At 42.5% G+C, this 16,881-nt stretch carries 15 protein-coding genes; 11 read left to right on the forward strand and 4 right to left on the reverse strand.

The features are described 5' to 3' along the window. Positions 1–125: 125 nt before the first annotated feature. Entirely contained in the window at positions 126–1,493 is a 1,368-nt protein-coding gene (gene glpT / locus RH40_RS14875) for a glycerol-3-phosphate transporter (protein WP_009602434.1), read from the forward strand. Between the two features lie 48 nt (positions 1,494–1,541). Continuing rightward, the gene (gene glpQ / locus RH40_RS14880) at positions 1,542–2,597 is read left to right on the forward strand and encodes a glycerophosphodiester phosphodiesterase (protein ID WP_009602435.1); all 1,056 of its coding nucleotides are present in this window, start codon (positions 1,542–1,544) and stop codon (positions 2,595–2,597) included. 50 nt (positions 2,598–2,647) lie between these two features. Here glpQ and dapD read toward each other — a convergent pair whose 3' ends face one another. Next, positions 2,648–3,679, reverse strand: a complete 1,032-nt coding sequence (gene dapD / locus RH40_RS14885; RefSeq protein WP_009602436.1) for a 2,3,4,5-tetrahydropyridine-2,6-dicarboxylate N-succinyltransferase — start codon at positions 3,677–3,679, stop codon at positions 2,648–2,650. Positions 3,680–4,010: 331 nt separating this feature from the next. Continuing rightward, the gene (locus RH40_RS14890) at positions 4,011–4,619 is read right to left on the reverse strand and encodes a peroxiredoxin C (RefSeq protein WP_009602437.1); all 609 of its coding nucleotides are present in this window, start codon (positions 4,617–4,619) and stop codon (positions 4,011–4,013) included. Positions 4,620–4,813: 194 nt separating this feature from the next. Here RH40_RS14890 and RH40_RS14895 point away from each other — a divergent pair, with 194 nt between their 5' ends. From RH40_RS14895 to aceA, 3 genes are all read left to right on the forward strand, one after another. Next, positions 4,814–5,737, forward strand: coding sequence for a hydrogen peroxide-inducible genes activator (locus RH40_RS14895; protein ID WP_009602438.1), 924 nt, complete (start codon positions 4,814–4,816; stop codon positions 5,735–5,737). 624 nt (positions 5,738–6,361) lie between these two features. Further along, the gene (gene aceB, locus RH40_RS14900; protein ID WP_009602439.1) at positions 6,362–7,999 is read left to right on the forward strand and encodes a malate synthase A; all 1,638 of its coding nucleotides are present in this window, start codon (positions 6,362–6,364) and stop codon (positions 7,997–7,999) included. Between the two features lie 127 nt (positions 8,000–8,126). Beyond that, the gene (aceA, locus tag RH40_RS14905; protein ID WP_009602440.1) at positions 8,127–9,440 is read left to right on the forward strand and encodes an isocitrate lyase; all 1,314 of its coding nucleotides are present in this window, start codon (positions 8,127–8,129) and stop codon (positions 9,438–9,440) included. Positions 9,441–9,526: 86 nt separating this feature from the next. On the opposite strand, the gene RH40_RS14910 is transcribed toward aceA, so the two are convergent. Further along, on the reverse strand, positions 9,527–9,961 hold the full coding sequence (locus RH40_RS14910; protein ID WP_009602441.1) for a CBS domain-containing protein: 435 nt from the start codon (positions 9,959–9,961) through the stop codon (positions 9,527–9,529). Then, positions 9,948–10,139, reverse strand: a complete 192-nt coding sequence (locus RH40_RS14915) for a hypothetical protein (protein ID WP_039954788.1) — start codon at positions 10,137–10,139, stop codon at positions 9,948–9,950. The genes RH40_RS14910 and RH40_RS14915 overlap by 14 nt, the downstream gene beginning before the upstream one ends. Before the next feature lie 132 nt (positions 10,140–10,271). Between RH40_RS14915 and queA the strand changes: the two genes are divergently transcribed. The 6 genes from queA (at position 10,272) to mepA (ending at position 16,881) form a co-directional block, all read left to right on the forward strand. Beyond that, positions 10,272–11,327, forward strand: coding sequence for a tRNA preQ1(34) S-adenosylmethionine ribosyltransferase-isomerase QueA (queA, locus tag RH40_RS14920; protein WP_009602443.1), 1,056 nt, complete (start codon positions 10,272–10,274; stop codon positions 11,325–11,327). A gap of 106 nt (positions 11,328–11,433) precedes the next feature. Beyond that, positions 11,434–12,573: a tRNA guanosine(34) transglycosylase Tgt gene (gene tgt / locus RH40_RS14925; RefSeq protein ID WP_009602444.1), complete on the forward strand. Its 1,140-nt coding sequence runs from the start codon at positions 11,434–11,436 to the stop codon at positions 12,571–12,573. A gap of 179 nt (positions 12,574–12,752) precedes the next feature. Further along, positions 12,753–13,082: a preprotein translocase subunit YajC gene (yajC, locus tag RH40_RS14930; RefSeq protein WP_009602445.1), complete on the forward strand. Its 330-nt coding sequence runs from the start codon at positions 12,753–12,755 to the stop codon at positions 13,080–13,082. A gap of 20 nt (positions 13,083–13,102) precedes the next feature. Beyond that, on the forward strand, positions 13,103–14,959 hold the full coding sequence (secD, locus tag RH40_RS14935) for a protein translocase subunit SecD (RefSeq protein ID WP_081455021.1): 1,857 nt from the start codon (positions 13,103–13,105) through the stop codon (positions 14,957–14,959). 14 nt (positions 14,960–14,973) lie between these two features. Beyond that, positions 14,974–15,921 carry a protein translocase subunit SecF gene (gene secF / locus RH40_RS14940; protein ID WP_009602447.1) on the forward strand — a complete coding sequence of 316 codons (948 nt, stop codon included), beginning with the start codon at positions 14,974–14,976 and terminating at the stop codon, positions 15,919–15,921. Between the two features lie 111 nt (positions 15,922–16,032). Further along, positions 16,033–16,881 carry a penicillin-insensitive murein endopeptidase gene (mepA, locus tag RH40_RS14945; protein WP_009602448.1) on the forward strand — a complete coding sequence of 283 codons (849 nt, stop codon included), beginning with the start codon at positions 16,033–16,035 and terminating at the stop codon, positions 16,879–16,881.

Consider the following 16,881-nt stretch of genomic DNA (forward strand, 5'->3'; position numbering starts at 1 on the left):
CTTCTTATTTAATCCTTGTCACAGAAATTAAATGAATTTCTACTAGCATGCGTGTTCTTTCGAACGAAACTTATTTTTTGCTCGTTCGAGTTTAAATAATCCCCACAAATTATAATGAGGCCCCTATGTTTGGAATCTTCAAACCTAAGGCGCACATCGAACGCTTACCCTCCGATAAGATCGATAGTGTGTATTCTCGCCTGCGTTGGCAGCTCTTTATCGGCATCTTTGTCGGTTACGCTGGTTACTATCTCGTACGTAAAAACTTCAGCTTGGCTATGCCTTACTTGATTGAGCAAGGGTTTAGTCGTGGTGACCTTGGTGTCGCGCTTGCTGCCGTTTCGATTGCTTATGGACTGTCAAAGTTCTTAATGGGCAGTGTTTCCGACCGCTCTAATCCGCGTTACTTTCTGAGTGGCGGCTTACTTATGTCCGCATTGGTGATGTTCTGTTTTGGCTTTATGCCATGGGCAACAGGCAGTATCACAGCCATGTTTATCCTTCTCTTCATCAACGGATGGGTTCAAGGTATGGGGTGGCCTGCATGTGGAAGAACCATGGTGCATTGGTGGTCTCGCAAAGAGCGTGGTGAAATTGTATCGGTTTGGAACGTTGCTCACAATGTTGGGGGAGGGCTTATTGGTCCTTTGTTCATTCTTGGTTTATGGGCATTCAATGACGACTGGCGCACCGCTTTCTATGTACCTGCTTTTTTTGCCACTCTTGTCGCAATTTTTATTTGGTTAACTGTAAGAGATACACCACAATCTTGTGGTTTGCCTGCCATTGAGGAACATAAAAATGATTACCCTGATGACTATGATAAGTCTCATGAAACAGAGATGACGGCCAAAGAAATATTTTTCAAATATGTTTTTGCAAACAAACTATTGTGGTCCATTGCCATCGCGAATGCATTTGTTTATTTAATTCGTTACGGCGTGCTCGATTGGGCTCCTGTTTATTTGAAAGAAGCAAAGGAATTCTCAGTAGATAAATCTTCATGGGCTTATTTCTTATATGAATGGGCTGGTATACCAGGAACGTTATTATGTGGGTGGATCTCAGATAAATTGTTCAAAGGACGACGTGCACCGGCAGGTATTTTATTCATGGTGCTAGTAACTTTTGCAGTGTTAGTTTATTGGTTTAACCCTGCAGGCAACCCAACCATTGATATGATGGCTCTAATTGCTATCGGGTTCCTTATTTATGGCCCGGTCATGTTGATTGGTCTTTACGCATTAGAGCTCGCGCCTAAAAAGGCAGCGGGTACCGCAGCTGGTTTAACTGGGTTATTCGGTTACTTAGGCGGTGCTGTAGCAGCAAATGCCATCCTAGGATATACGGTTGATCATTTCGGTTGGGATGGTGGCTTTATGATATTAGTGGGCTCATGTATTGCTTCGATCATCTGTTTGGTTTATGCCTTGCTTGGTGAAAGAGCCCATCATGCTCAAAAATTACGTGAAAAAGAAGCATCAGCTCAATAGATAATTCAAAAGGCTGTGCAAGCAGCCTTGTTGTTTGAGGAATAAGTAATGAAAAGACTCTCATTTTTTGCCGCGGCCATGGCTCTTTGTGTATCATCAGGCATATTGGCAAAACCACTCGTGATCGCTCATCGTGGTGCTTCAGGTTATTTGCCCGAGCATACTCTCGAAACAAAAGCGCTGGCTTACGCGATGAAACCTGATTTCATTGAGCAAGATGTTGTTATGACAAAAGATGACCAACTGGTTGTTTTGCATGACCACTATTTAGATCGTGTCACCAATGTTGCAGAGGTGTTTCCTGATCGCGCTCGAGAAGATGGTCGCTATTACGCGATCGACTTTACTCTAGCAGAAATTAAATCCTTGCAAGTGACCGAAGGATTTAATATTGATGAAAAAGGTAATAAAGTTGCTGGTTATCCAGATCGATTCCCGATGTGGAAATCTTCTTTTACTGTCCCAACTTTTGCTGAAGAGATTGAGCTTATTCAAGGTTTAAATAAAACTTTGGGCTATGATATTGGTATCTATCCAGAGATTAAAGCTCCTTGGTTCCATCGTCACGAAGGCAAAGATATCTCTAAAGCTGTGCTTAAAGTACTAAAGCAATATGGTTATGTATCCCACTCGGACAAGGTTTACCTTCAATGCTTTGATGCTAACGAACTTCAGCGTATCCACAACCAATTGATGCCTACGATGGACATGAACCTAAAACTTGTTCAGCTTATGGCTTACACCGATTGGAATGAAACCATGGAGTATAAATCTGGTAAAGCGATGCCTTACAGCTACGACTGGATGTTTGAAAAAGATGGAATGAAAAAAGTGGCTGAGTACGCGGATGGGGTTGGGCCTTGGAAGCCGATGTTGGTTGATGATACTTCCACTAAAAGTAACATTGTTATTAAACCGCTAATGAAAGCGGCAAAACAAGCGGGCTTGCAAGTTCATCCTTATACCTTCCGCGCTGATCCGGGGCGAATTCCTGCTTATACTGATAGCTTTGAAGGGATGCTAGACATCTTTTACAATCAGGTAAAAGTAGATGGATTATTCACTGATTTCCCAGATAAAGCGGTCAGTTTTTTAAATAAATAAGGTGAATTTTAGTGATGATCCCCACCCACAATGGCTGGGGATCATTGTTATCAGTTGTTGCTGTGTAGCTCAGAGTTGAGTTCTACAGCCGTTTTGTTTGCTAAGCACTCAATCCGACCTGTTATCGAATTGCGACGGAAAAGTAAGTCTGAGACTCCAGCAAGCTCACGTGCTTTCACTGTTTCTACTTCTTGGCCATTTGAATCTAACATTTGCACTTTTGACCCTTCAGTTATGTACAGGCCCGCCTCTACTGTGCAGCGGTCACCCAGTGGGAAACCAATCCCTGCATTGGCACCAAGCAGAGAGCTTTCACCAATAGAGATGACAACTTTTCCTCCACCAGACAATGTTCCCATAATTGAAGCGCCTCCACCAATGTCAGAATGACTACCAACTACGACACCTGCAGAGATACGGCCTTCAACCATACTTGCACCTTGAGTGCCGGCATTAAAGTTAATAAAACCTTCATGCATGACGGTTGTACCTTCTCCGACGTGAGCACCGAGACGTACTCGAGAAGTGTCTGCGATTCTAACACCTGATGGAACAATGTAGTCGACCATTTTAGGAAACTTATCAACGCAATCGACAGATAATACACGCCCAGCTAATCGAGCATCAATTTGACGTTCGGCTAATTCTGGTAGATCAATCGGCCCTTCATTTGTCCAAGCAATGTTATGCAGTAGGCCAAATATTCCATCAAGAACAGTACCATGGGGTTTTACGAGGCGGTTAGAAATTAGTTGAAGCTTGAGGTAACCTTCTGCAACAGATGTCGGCTTCTCATCAGTTGCGAGTATAACAACAACAAGTGGTTTGTCCGATTGGGAAGCTTTAGCTGCAAATGAAGCATTGAGCTTATCACCATGCATCTCGAAGGTGGAAGCAAGTTCGCTGCTTTGTTCTGGAGTAATTTCTAGTGTTTCATTACCGTTTGAGTACTTCACAATGGAAGCGATCGCCGTAACTAAATTATCCGAGGGTTCAAGCACTGGGTTTGGAAAAAATGCTTCAATAATTTTGTTATCACGGTTTTTTGTCGCCGTTCCGAGAGCTAGCGAAAAATAAGCCATATTGTATCTCCATAATATGTTCATTTGAGAAAGGCTTATTGAGCCTTTGAGTTTGCATTTTTTTTATCATAAAGAGAGCCTGTTAGACTTTAAAGAGGATTAAGAGATAAAGTCTTTGAGCCGATATTTTTTGTCTCTTTAGAGATGTTTTGTCTTTTAAGCTACATGTATCCAAGTGGCTTAAAAATGCAGGATTCAGAGCGATACCACAGTATTGAGTTCAAGCAATGTGAAAAATCGTCATTGTGATTGTTGCAAATAAAAAGCCCAGAGCTAGGCCCTGGGCTTTGATGTTCTTTACGAATCATTACATGAAATCGTATAGCATTAATTACTTGCTTAGGTCAGATGCGTGCTCAGTAAGGAACGCTGCAACGCCTTTTGGAGATGCGTCCATACCTGCTTTACCTTCTTCCCACTGTGCAGGACAAACTTCACCGTTTTTCTGGTGGAAGTTAAGCGCGTCTACCATACGAAGCATCTCATCAATGTTACGTCCTAGTGGTAGGTCGTTAACAACTTGATGGCGAACTACGCCTTCTTCGTCGATTAGGAAAGAACCACGGAATGCAACGCCAGCTTCTGGATGCTCGACATCATAAGCTTTACAAATCTCGTGTTTCACGTCAGCAACAAGAGGGTACTTAACTTGACCGATACCGCCATCTTCGATAGCTGTATTACGCCATGCGTTATGAGAGAATTGAGAATCGATTGAGATACCAATAACTTCAACACCTTTAGCTTGGAAATCAGCCAGGCGGTTATCAAAAGCGATAAGCTCAGACGGGCAAACGAAAGTGAAATCTAGTGGGTAGAAGAAAACAACGGCTTTCTTACCTTTTGTGAATTCTGCGAAGTTGAAGTTATCAACAATTTCACCGTTACCAAGAACAGCTGCTGCAGTAAAGTCTGGGGCTTGACGACCGACTAGTACCATTTTTTGCTCCTAAAATATGTGGTTACAACCTTGCAACCTTATGTTGAGGTTGAGTCTGTTTTTGTCCGCGACAAACTATAGTACAGATTGCGCCATGTAAAAAAGCGAATTAAATAGATTAAGTTAATCGAAAAAAGCGATTATAATTGTAAGGCGTACAGTCCCCGCGTCACATGGCTTATTAGTAGGTAAATATGAATAAATGGCCCAGCCTAAAACAGTTACATTATCTCATTACTCTTCATGAAACCCGGCATTTTAACGATGCGGCCAGGAAGTGCTTCGTTAGCCAATCAACTTTGAGTAAAGGGATTCAAAATTTAGAGCAACTTATTGGTTGTTCACTTTATGAAAAGAAGGATAAAAAAGGTCCACTTGTTTTTACTCAAGCTGGTGAGCAAGTCGTAAAGCAAGGCAGGGATTTACTTGCAAAAGGAAAAGATTTGGTTGAGTTGGGCCGACAAAATCAAGAAGGAGAGATGGAGGGACAAATCCGGCTTGGCTGTATACCGACTATTGCTCCCTTTCTACTTTGCGATGTAGTTCAAGAGATAAACAAACAATTTCCACTACTAAATTTATTACTGCGAGAAGACACCACAGCGCAGCTATTAGACGCCTTGAGACAAGGTGAGTTGGATGTACTTATTTTAGCTTTACCTATTGATATTGGTGGTATGGAAAGTCGCGTACTGGGGGATGATCCATTTAAAATGATTGTGAGTAGGGATAAGGCGGATCAAATTCGCTCGCCCATTCGATACGCTGATTTTCCAGATGATTTTGTATTTCTATTGGAGAAAGAACATTGCCTTTCCGAGCATGCTATTTCTGCGTGCCAGTTGACAGACAGCAATAAAATTAATTCTTTTCATGCTACAAGCCTACACACCCTAGTACAGATGGTGGCTAATGGTATGGGTACGACATTTATTCCTCAAATGGCGATTAGTCACGGCCTTATTGAAAATCAAAATTTATTAGTCTTGGATGCGCCGGGCAAACAAGCAATGCGACAAATTGGTTTAGTTTGGCGTCCTAGTTCCTCTAGAGTAGCGACGTTTGAACAGTTAGCTAGAGTCATATCTCGGTTATTGCTGCCTCTCCAAGCGAACTGATGGTTTTTAATTGGTGTTATCAACTTAAATCTAAGCAATTTTCGACATATTATTCTGTCTTGTTGTGTTGGCTTGTGAAATCTTACAGAGATAGTTTTTTGAAGCTTTCATTAAATTGTGAAATTTCACAATGTAAAATTTACAGATAAAAAAATAAGCTTCGTTTGATACAGGTCTATGACAACCTAATCTATCCTTTATTTCCCCTTACTTTTTTAGCTTGATAAGAGGTTAAACGATCGTTTTAAACTCCCTTGGTTAGCTTATTTTTATGTAATTTTATTACGTAATTTATTACAAATTTATGGCGAAGTTGAGGCATTTGCACCCAACCGCACAAAACTTTGAATTTCGATTTTAAGTGACTTTAACCCTTTCACTTAGCTAAATGTTGGTATAGCTTATCTATAGAGAAAGCAGGGGAATTGAGATTTTCTTTACATTTTTCTTAGCCCTGAATCTCGGTTTGCTTTGTGTGAAAATTTTGATTTTTCCTCATGTGCTTACTCTGCCGTTTTTTTTGTTTAATAGTTACAAATGTAACTCAAACAAGGATAAAAGGCTCGAGAGACAAAAAGCCTAGTATAAAAAGTCTCGTTGCCTATCTTGCTTAAGGATGAAGCTATGTTTACCAACACACCGTTAAGAAAAAATGAAGCCCAAGAAACCCTGATCAATAATGAAAAAATTGAACTAGTTCATCCTCTCTCGCCAGAACACGAAGTGATTTTCCCTTCTGAAGCCCGAACCTTCTTATCGTTTCTGTGCCAAAACTTTGCCAAGCGGGTCGATGAGTTACTCGCAATCCGCCGAGCAAAGCAAGCAAGAATAGATGCGGGTGAATTACCTGATTTTCTTAACGACACAAGAGATATTCGTGAAGGCAGTTGGAAGATTCAAAACATTCCAGATGATCTTCAAGATCGCCGTGTTGAGATCACGGGGCCAACCGAAAGGAAAATGGTCATTAACGCATTAAATGCGAATGTAAAAATATTTATGGCGGATTTTGAAGACTCTATGTCGCCAGCCTGGGAGAAATTACTCGATGGCCAGATTAACTTGCGTGATGCGGTCAGAGGTACCATTAGCTATACCCAACCTCAAACGAAGAAAGAGTACAAGCTATCGCCAGATCCTGCCGTGTTAATTTGTCGTGTACGTGGACTTCATCTTAAAGAAAAGCACGTTACTTTTGACTCTAACCTCATTCCGGGAGCTTTGTTTGATTTCGCCCTCTACTTTTTTAATAACTACTCTGAACTATTGAAAAAAGGAAGCGGTCCCTATTTCTACTTACCTAAGCTGCAATCTTATCAAGAAGCAGAATGGTGGAGTGCCGTTTTTCATGCGACCGAGGACTACTTTGGTTTAGATACAGGGACAATCAAAGCAACAGTGTTAATTGAAACACTACCTGCAGTCTTTGAAATGGACGAAATTCTATTTGCGCTAAAAGAACATATTGTTGGTTTAAATTGTGGTCGATGGGATTACATTTTTAGCTATATTAAGACATTACGTAAGCACCCTGAACGGGTTCTTCCTGATAGACAAGCTGTTACTATGGACACGCCATTTCTAAGCGCATACTCCCGACTATTGGTCAAAACATGTCACCGCCGTGGTGCATTTGCTATGGGAGGGATGGCTGCGTTTATTCCTGCTAAGGAAGAGGATGAAAACCAGCGGGTTCTAGACAAAATTACCCATGATAAGTCGCTTGAGGCAAGCAATGGCCATGATGGGACATGGGTTGCTCATCCTGGCTTAGCTGACACAGCTCTTAGCGTTTTTGATCAAGTCCTCGGTGAACGAAACAATCAACTTGACGTTACTCGAGAGGGAGACTCCCCGATTACCGCTCTTGAGCTATTGGCTCCATGCGGTGGGGAAAGAACAGAACTTGGCATGAGACATAACATCCGGGTTGCTCTGCAATATATAGAAGCTTGGATCTCAGGTAATGGTTGCGTGCCGATATATGGGTTGATGGAAGATGCTGCGACCGCTGAAATATCAAGAGCATCAATTTGGCAGTGGATCCAACATGGCAAGACTCTTGATAACGGTGAAGTAGTGACAAATGCTCTGTTTGAGCGCTATCTAAAAGAAGAAACTCTGGTGGTTAAGGAGGAAGTGGGCTTGACTCGGTTCGAACAAGGTCGCTTTTCGGAGGCGGCTAAATTGATGTCAGATTTAACTACAAGCACAGAATTGACAGATTTTTTGACCATACCGGGTTACACCTATTTGGACTAAATCGTAAAGGAATCCAACATAAAAATCGTGGCAGAGAGGGAAGTACTGCCATTAAAAATTAACATAAATGCCCATTGAATATTCATCGAATAGTATCTAAGGCACTCATCAAAAGAGGGATAAACTGATGACTAACTTAACTCGACGCCAACAAATTGAAGCACTCGAAAAGGATTGGGCAACCAACCCGCGCTGGAAAAATGTTAAACGTACTTATACTGCAGAGGAAGTGGTCGAACTGAGAGGTTCTATGGTTCCCGCTAATACTATCGCACAACGTGGAGCAGATAAGTTATGGGCATTAGTCAATGGAGAGGCCAAAAAAGGCTATGTTAATTGTCTTGGTGCATTAACGGGGGGGCAGGCTGTTCAGCAAGCAAAAGCAGGTATTGAGGCGATATATTTATCAGGCTGGCAAGTCGCGGCTGATAACAACACTGCTTCTACTATGTATCCCGATCAGTCACTTTATCCAGTCGACTCTGTTCCTTCCGTTGTGAAGCGTATAAACAACTCTTTCCGTCGTGCTGACCAAATTCAATGGTCTGGCGGAAAATCGCCTAGTGATGAAGGCGGTATTGACTATTTCTTGCCTATCGTAGCTGATGCTGAGGCTGGTTTTGGTGGTGTTCTTAATGCCTATGAATTGATGAAATCTATGATAGAAGCTGGGGCAGCAGGGGTGCACTTTGAAGATCAGCTAGCATCGGTTAAAAAATGTGGTCATATGGGTGGTAAAGTGTTGGTTCCGACCCAAGAAGCGGTTCAAAAACTGGTTGCTGCTAGGCTTGCAGCTGACGTTGCGGGGACAACGACGCTCGTTATTGCAAGAACAGATGCTAACGCTGCTGATCTTATTACTTCTGATTGCGACGCTTATGATAAGGATTTTATTATTGGTGAAAGAACCCAAGAAGGTTTTTATCGTGTGAGAGCAGGTATTGATCAGGCGATATCTCGTGGTCTTGCGTATGCTCCCTATGCTGATTTGATTTGGTGTGAAACAGCAACGCCATGCCTTGATGAAGCGCGCCGATTTGCAGAGGCAATTCATGCAGAATACCCAGATCAACTGCTTGCGTATAACTGCTCGCCGTCATTTAACTGGGAGAAAAACCTAGATGCAGAGACAATAGCGAAATTCCAGCAAGAGCTGTCTGATATGGGATATAAATACCAGTTCATTACCTTAGCTGGCATTCATAATATGTGGTTTAACATGTTTGAGCTTGCTCACGATTATGCTCAGGGAGAGGGCATGCGCCACTACGTAGAGAAGGTTCAAAGACCTGAATTTCAGGCTGCAGAAAAGGGCTATACCTTTGTTGCTCACCAACAGGAAGTGGGTACAGGCTACTTTGATAAAATGACCAACACAATTCAGGGTGGTCAGTCATCCGTGACTGCTCTAACTGGTTCTACAGAAGAAGACCAGTTTTAGTTCTCAGATCAGCTCCTATTTCAAATAGAATAGGAGCCCTTTTTTGTTTAGGCATAAACTTTTGGGCGATGAATATCGCTCTTTTTTTAACTATCGTCTTGGATTTTTTCAAAACGCTCAAGCAGATCTATCGCAATAACAATAAAGTCTCCATCAGTAATAATGCCGACCAACTCACCTTTCTCTACCACAGGAAAACAGCCTAATTTGTGCTTGTGCATTTCAAGCGCACATTCTTTGAGGTCGGCTTTAGATGAAATGGTCTTAATATGAGTAGTCATAACCTCAAGCAGTAAGGTCTCCATGACCTTGGATTGTTTGTCGAGATCATTTTGCAACATAGACTCTTGGGCACTTAATACGTCACTCAATGACACGAGCCCGAGCAAATGATGGTGCTCATTAACGATTGGAATGTGGCGAATATCTAAAGCTTGCATGGTATTTTTGGCATCAGCGAGCGTGTGTGATTGCAAAAGTGTGTGTGGATTTTGCGTCATCACGTCTTTAACCTTTATCATTGAGCTCTCCTGTTATTTTCCCCATGTGAGTAACGTTTTGAGGGACGACGAAGTGTTTTGAATCGATAACATTAATATAGCCACTTTTAGCGCAAGGTTCTGAGAGGTCGTCGTTTTTATCACCAAATATTGTTTCTCTACTATTCAATGTATGGTGTTTAACAGGATTAATTTTCATTTGGTCGCAATAATTCATCGCTCTTTTCTTGCTATTGTTACTACGCGGAATATACTATCTGGCTGCGAAAAACCTGTTGTTGGTTTTTCGCAGTCGTTAGCTAAAACTCAATCATCATGAAAGAAAAGAAACATGCAAGTATCCGATTTCCATTTTGAGCTACCCGATGAGCTTATCGCTCGATACCCACAACCTGAACGTACGGCCAGTCGATTACTGCAATTAGATGGTAATTCGGGGGACTTAAAAGACGGTACTTTTGTTGATGTACTTGCGCAAGTGCAGCCTGGAGACCTTGTCGTTTTCAATAATACAAGAGTGATTCCTGCGCGAATGTTTGGCCGCAAAGAATCTGGTGGTAAATTAGAGGTATTGGTCGAACGTGTTCTAGATGAAAAAAGTATTTTGGCACACGTTCGCTGTTCTAAATCACCCAAGCCAGGTTCAACGATTTTTGTTGGTGAGCATGATGAGTTTTCAGCGCAAATGGTGGCACGACACGATGCTTTGTTTGAGCTTAAATTTAACTCCGATCAAAATGTCCTGTCAGTTTTGGAACAAATAGGGCACATGCCACTCCCTCCCTATATCGATAGACCCGATGAAGATTCGGATAAAGAACGCTATCAGACAGTGTACAACCAAAAGCCAGGAGCGGTTGCTGCACCGACAGCAGGTCTCCATTTTGATGAGCTGATGCTTGAAAAACTGGCGCAAAAAGGCGTTGAGCTTGCTTATGTTACTTTACATGTTGGAGCTGGTACATTTCAGCCAGTAAAAGTTGACAACATACATGATCATCATATGCATGCAGAGTATGTAGAAGTGCCTGCCTCCGTGATCGATGCGATTAAAGCAACTAAGGCGCGAGGAGGGCGAATTATAGCAGTAGGCACGACATCGGTACGTTCACTTGAAAGTGCTGCTCAACATGCGTTGACGAATGGAACAGAGCTTGCTCCTTTTTTTGGAGACACTGAAATTTTTATTTACCCTGGATATGAATACCAATTAGTAGATTGTTTGATTACTAATTTTCATCTTCCTGAATCGACGCTTATTATGTTAGTCAGCGCTTTTGCTGGCTACGAAAATACGATGAATGCTTATCACCATGCGGTAAAGAATAACTACCGATTCTTCAGCTACGGTGATTCAATGTTTATCAAGAAAAAGACCGCTAAGTAGAAAATATATTTAGCGGAACTCATAACATGGGTAGTGTGCACGACCATGGTGGCACATCTACTCGTTGTATGATTGTCAGACTGTTTATCTGATCATTGGAGGCTTTGTGAAGCTCAAATTTGAATTGAAGAAAAAAGATGGCGTAGCACGTCGTGGTCAACTGACCTTCGAACGTGGTACCGTTCAAACACCTGCTTTTATGCCGGTTGGTACTTATGGTACTGTGAAAGGAATGACTCCTGAAGAGGTCAAAGACACAGGTGCTGAAATCCTCCTCGGTAACACTTTCCATCTATGGTTACGTCCTGGGCAAGAAGTGATGAAAATGCACGGTGACTTGCATGATTTTATGAATTGGCATGGCCCAATCCTAACGGATTCTGGTGGCTTTCAGGTATTTAGCCTTGGTGATATTAGAAAAATCACTGAGCAAGGAGTGCACTTCCGTAACCCTGTCAATGGAGAAAAAATCTTCATGGATGCGGAAAAATCGATGGAAATTCAGAATGATTTAGGGTCAGATATCGTAATGATATTTGATGAGTGTACACCTTATCCAGCAACGCATGCAGAGGCTAAAAAGTCGATGGAGATGTCCTTACGCTGGGCACAACGTTCTCGTGATCACTTCGATAAATTAGAAAACCCTAATAACCTATTCGGTATTGTTCAGGGTGGTGTATACGAAGACCTGCGTGACGTGTCTGTAAGAGGGCTGACAGAAATTGGTTTTGACGGTTACGCTGTGGGTGGACTTGCAGTCGGAGAGCCGAAAGAAGATATGCACCGAGTATTAGAGCATACATGTCCTCAGCTTCCAGAAGATAAACCTAGGTATCTAATGGGAGTCGGAAAGCCGGAAGATCTCGTTGAGGGAGTTCGCCGTGGCGTTGATATGTTCGATTGTGTAATGCCAACTCGTAATGCTCGAAATGGTCATCTTTTTGTGACGGGTGGTGTGGTTAAAATACGCAATGCCAAACACAAAACAGATACTAGCCCCCTTGACCCGCATTGTGATTGTTACACCTGTAAAAACTACAGCAAGTCTTATTTACATCACTTGGATCGTTGTAATGAGATCTTGGGAGCTCGCTTGAACACAATTCACAACTTGCGTTATTACCAGCGTCTGATGGAAAGTATTCGCAGCGCTATTGATGAAGACCGTTTTGATGAGTTTGTGCAAGAATTTTATGCTAGAAGAGATCGAGAAGTTCCACCTTTAGCTAAAACATCAGCGTAAATTTGATGAGGCTGTCGGTGTGATTGCCGTAGCCTCTAATCGGTCAACAGACCCTTATAAGTAAGCGTAGGCAAAATATTTTTGAGAGGGTGATCGCTGTTAATGAACCCCATACTTGAAACTGTGCTGCAGATGCCCAACTTGGATATTGATAAAAAATAATAGAGGATATTTATATTATGAGTTTAATCTCTAATGCTTATGCGGCAGATGCTGCTCCAGCTGGCGGCGGCTTTGAAATGTTGATTATGCTTGGCATGTTTGCTTTGATCTTTTACTTTATGATTTACCGCCCACAAGCAAAACGTGTAAAAGAGCACAAGAACCTAATGGCCTCTATGGGCAAAGGCGATGAAGTACTCACAAGTGGTGGTTTGGTTGGTAAAATTACCAAAATCACAGAAGAGAATGACTACATTTCTGTTGAACTCAATACCAACAATGAAATTGTTATCAAGAAAGACTTCGTTACTGCAGTGTTGCCAAAAGGTACGCTTAAATCTCTATAAACAGCTAAAGGATCCTCGCTGTGTTAAATCGCTACCCGATATGGAAGTACATGATGGTGGTGTTTACCATCGCTATTGCGGCATTGTACGCACTTCCAAATATTTACGGTGAAGATCCGGCCATTCAAATTACAGGGGCGCGTGGCGCCTCTGTAAATATGTCGACGCTGGATTCTGTCACTCAAGCTCTTGACCAAAAGAGTCTTTCCTATAAATCCATTGCTTTAGAAGATGGATCAATTCTTGTTCGTTTTAATGATACAGATGCACAAATCAGTGCAAGAGATGTTATTAATGAAGCGTTAGGCCGGGATAATATTGTCGCTCTTAACCTTGCTCCTGCGACTCCAAACTGGCTCGATTCTATTGGCGCAGCACCATTGAAGCTAGGTCTTGATCTCCGTGGTGGTGTTCACTTCTTAATGGAAGTGGATATGGACGCGGCAATGGAAAAACTCGTTGGCCAGCAAGAAGAGGCTTTTCGCAGTGAATTACGTGAAGAGAAAATTCGCTACCGTTCTATTCGCGAGTCTGGTTCAGACTCTGTTGAAGTTATCCTGAGGAATGAAAAACAACTTGCTGATGCAATGTCATTATTGAGTGCTAACCATCGTGATATGACATTTTCTCAATCGGATGCTGGTGGACGTTTCTTGCTGAGAGCGACTTTTACTGAGCAGCGTCTTGCTGAAGTGCGTAATTATGCTGTTGAACAAAATATTACCATTTTACGTAATCGAGTTAACGAGCTTGGTGTGGCAGAACCTTTGGTACAACGTCAAGGCGCAGCTCGTATTGTTGTGGAGCTTCCAGGGGTTCAGGACACAGCGCGTGCCAAAGAAATCTTAGGTGCAACGGCTACTCTTGAATTTCGAGAAGTTGATTCTCGTGCAGACCTCTCTGCGGCAATGAATGGACGTGCTCCTGCTGGAAGCGAAATTAAATTCGACCGTAATGGTCGTCCTGTCGTACTGAAAAAACGCGTTATTCTTGGTGGTCAGAGTATCACTGATGCGAGTTCAAGTGCTGATGAATATGGTCGTCCTCAAGTCAATATTGATCTCGATAGTGAAGGTGGGAACAAAATGTCGGCATTTTCTAAGAAAAATATCGGCAAGTTGATGGCAACGGTTTTCGCAGAGTATAAAGACAGCGGTAAACGTACACCGGAAGGAAAAGTCGTTTTATCTAAACACGAAGAAGTGATCAATCAGGCGACGATTCAATCTGCTCTTGGACGCAGTTTCAGGATAACAGGTATTGATTCGGCAGCGGAAGCTCACAACCTTGCTTTGCTATTACGTGCAGGTGCTTTGATTGCACCTATCTCTATCGTTGAAGAGCGTACTATTGGTCCTTCAATGGGGCAGCAAAATATCGATATGGGTATTCAGGCGTGTATTTGGGGTATGGTTGCTGTGATGCTATTTACCTTACTCTATTATCGTAAATTTGGCTTTATTGCCAATATGGCCTTATTAGCCAACCTGATATTGATCGTCGGTGTGATGTCGATGATACCCGGTGCGACTATGACGCTACCTGGCATTGCAGGTATTGTTTTAACCGTGGGTATGGCGGTAGATGCTAATGTCTTGATTTTTGAAAGGATTCGAGAGGAGCTTCGTGATGGTAGAAACCCTCAACAGGCGATTCACCAAGGTTATGCCAATGCCTTTAGTACCATTGCTGATGCGAACATTACCACGCTAATTACTGCGATTATCCTTTTTGCCATCGGTACAGGTGCAATTAAAGGGTTTGCTGTGACACTGTCTATCGGTATTTTGACCTCCATGTTTACGGCTATCATTGGTACACGTTGTGTAGTTAACCTGATTTATGGCGGTAAGCGCATAGATAAATTGTCGATTTAAGGCTGGGAATGAATATGTTTCAGATTCTGAAAGCAGAAAAAGTGATCGACTTTATGCGTTGGTCAAAGTGGACAATGATCCTTTCTATTCTGATGATAGGCGGTTCAATTTTTTCTTTGTCCACAAAATGGTTAAACTGGGGTTTAGACTTTACTGGCGGTACTTTAATTGAGGTTGGTTTTCAACAACCCGCTCAACTTGAAGAAATTCGTACCGCACTAGAGGCGAAAGGCTTTGGTGATGCAACAGTACAAAACTTTGGTAGCTCACGTGATGTGATGGTACGTTTGCGCCCTCGTGAAGGGGTGGCTGGTGAGATGCTTGGGCATCAAATTTTGGATGCGATTACACAAGGCACCGGTGAAACCGTTGAGATGCGCCGCATTGAGTTTGTTGGACCAAACGTTGGTGATGAATTAGCAGAAAATGGTGGCTTAGCTATCATTGCTTCTCTTATTTGTATTCTTCTTTATGTATCAGCACGATTCCAGTGGAGGCTAGCTGCAGGTGCTGTATTGGCATTGGCGCATGATGTCATTATTACTCTTGGTGTGTTTTCGTTTTTACAGATTGAGGTGGATTTAACCATAGTTGCGGCACTCTTAACCGTAGTTGGTTACTCACTTAATGACACCATTGTTGTATTTGACCGGATCCGTGAAAACTTCCGAAAAATGCGAAAAGGCACCTCTGCTGAAATCATGAATAGCTCAATTACGCAAACGCTGAGTCGAACTCTGATCACTTCTGGGACGACTTTGTTGGTGGTGATTGCTTTGTTTACCCAAGGTGGTGCAAATATTCATGGTTTTGCGCTTGCTCTTCTACTAGGTATTACCGTAGGTACTTATTCTTCAATATATGTCGCATCTGCGTTGGCATTGAAACTTGGAATAACCAAAGAACACCTCATCATACCTGAAGTTGAAAAGGAAGGCGCTGAGCTCAACGAGATGCCTTAAAGTCATCACATTTTTAGGATCAAAGCCGCTGATTTTCAGCGGCTTTGTTGTTTTTGTGTCAGGCTTATTGATACCTAATCGCCTTCGTATAAATCAACTAGGAGCCAGTGAATGAATGTGAACAGTCTATGCCAACTTACGTCATTACTGCTTCTTCTCGTGGTGGGTCTTCCTAGCTATGCATCGAGCCTTTGGGAGTCTATTGCTACTCCTTCAAAAGGTGGTCCGGTTGCGATTGGTGCGTATAATAATGGGTGTTTATCAGGAGCGGTAGCGCTACCTCTAAACGGGCAAGGGTATCAGGTATTGCGCAGTCAAAAATTGCGCTACTTTGGTCATCCTAGTACGATAAAGTTCATTGAATACTTAGGCAGAGAAGTGGAGGGGTACTTTCAAAGTAGGCTTCTAGTCGCCGATATATCGTTACCTCGCGGAGGACGTTTCTCTACTGGTCATTCGAGCCATCAGACTGGTTTGGATGTCGATATATGGTTACGTTTACCCAAAAAAGAACTTTTACCTCAAGAGCTAAACCAGCCAAGCCCAATCAGTGTCGTCGATTTGAAACAGTATCGATTAGTAAAAAAAAATTGGGATAAGCGTTATTTTGATTTGGTCAAAATGGCCGCTCAACAACTGGAGGTGGCGAGAATATTCGTTCATCCAGTGATTAAAGAGCAGCTTTGCCTTACAGAGTCATCATCTGATCGTTTGTGGTTGAGAAAAGTGCGGCCCTGGTGGGGGCATCATTATCATATGCACATCAGGCTGAGATGTCCCGAGGGAAGTACAGAGTGCCGAGCGCAAAAGTTGCCACCAGTTGGTGATGGTTGCGGTGCTGAGTTATTGAGCTGGCGTCCACAGACCAAAGCATTTCAGAAAGAGTCACCATCAACTAAAGCAAAGAGAAAAATAAAAGTGCCGCCAAAACAATGTCAGCAGTTGTTGGTTGAAGGTTAG

It is taken from the genome of Vibrio caribbeanicus ATCC BAA-2122, from assembly GCF_000165125.1.
In the GTDB taxonomy this organism is placed as follows: Bacteria; Pseudomonadota; Gammaproteobacteria; order Enterobacterales; family Vibrionaceae; genus Vibrio; species Vibrio caribbeanicus.

Coding starts and splice junctions, on each gene's coding strand:
- glpT (WP_009602434.1), top strand. CDS start 126: ATGTTTGGAATCTTCAAACCTAAGGCGCACATCGAACGCTTACCCTCC.
- glpQ (WP_009602435.1), top strand. CDS start 1,542: ATGAAAAGACTCTCATTTTTTGCCGCGGCCATGGCTCTTTGTGTATCA.
- dapD (WP_009602436.1), bottom strand. CDS start 3,679: ATGGCTTATTTTTCGCTAGCTCTCGGAACGGCGACAAAAAACCGTGAT.
- RH40_RS14890 (WP_009602437.1), bottom strand. CDS start 4,619: ATGGTACTAGTCGGTCGTCAAGCCCCAGACTTTACTGCAGCAGCTGTT.
- RH40_RS14895 (WP_009602438.1), top strand. CDS start 4,814: ATGAATAAATGGCCCAGCCTAAAACAGTTACATTATCTCATTACTCTT.
- aceB (WP_009602439.1), top strand. CDS start 6,362: ATGTTTACCAACACACCGTTAAGAAAAAATGAAGCCCAAGAAACCCTG.
- aceA (WP_009602440.1), top strand. CDS start 8,127: ATGACTAACTTAACTCGACGCCAACAAATTGAAGCACTCGAAAAGGAT.
- RH40_RS14910 (WP_009602441.1), bottom strand. CDS start 9,961: ATGATAAAGGTTAAAGACGTGATGACGCAAAATCCACACACACTTTTG.
- RH40_RS14915 (WP_039954788.1), bottom strand. CDS start 10,139: ATGAAAATTAATCCTGTTAAACACCATACATTGAATAGTAGAGAAACA.
- queA (WP_009602443.1), top strand. CDS start 10,272: ATGCAAGTATCCGATTTCCATTTTGAGCTACCCGATGAGCTTATCGCT.
- yajC (WP_009602445.1), top strand. CDS start 12,753: ATGAGTTTAATCTCTAATGCTTATGCGGCAGATGCTGCTCCAGCTGGC.
- secF (WP_009602447.1), top strand. CDS start 14,974: ATGTTTCAGATTCTGAAAGCAGAAAAAGTGATCGACTTTATGCGTTGG.
- mepA (WP_009602448.1), top strand. CDS start 16,033: ATGAATGTGAACAGTCTATGCCAACTTACGTCATTACTGCTTCTTCTC.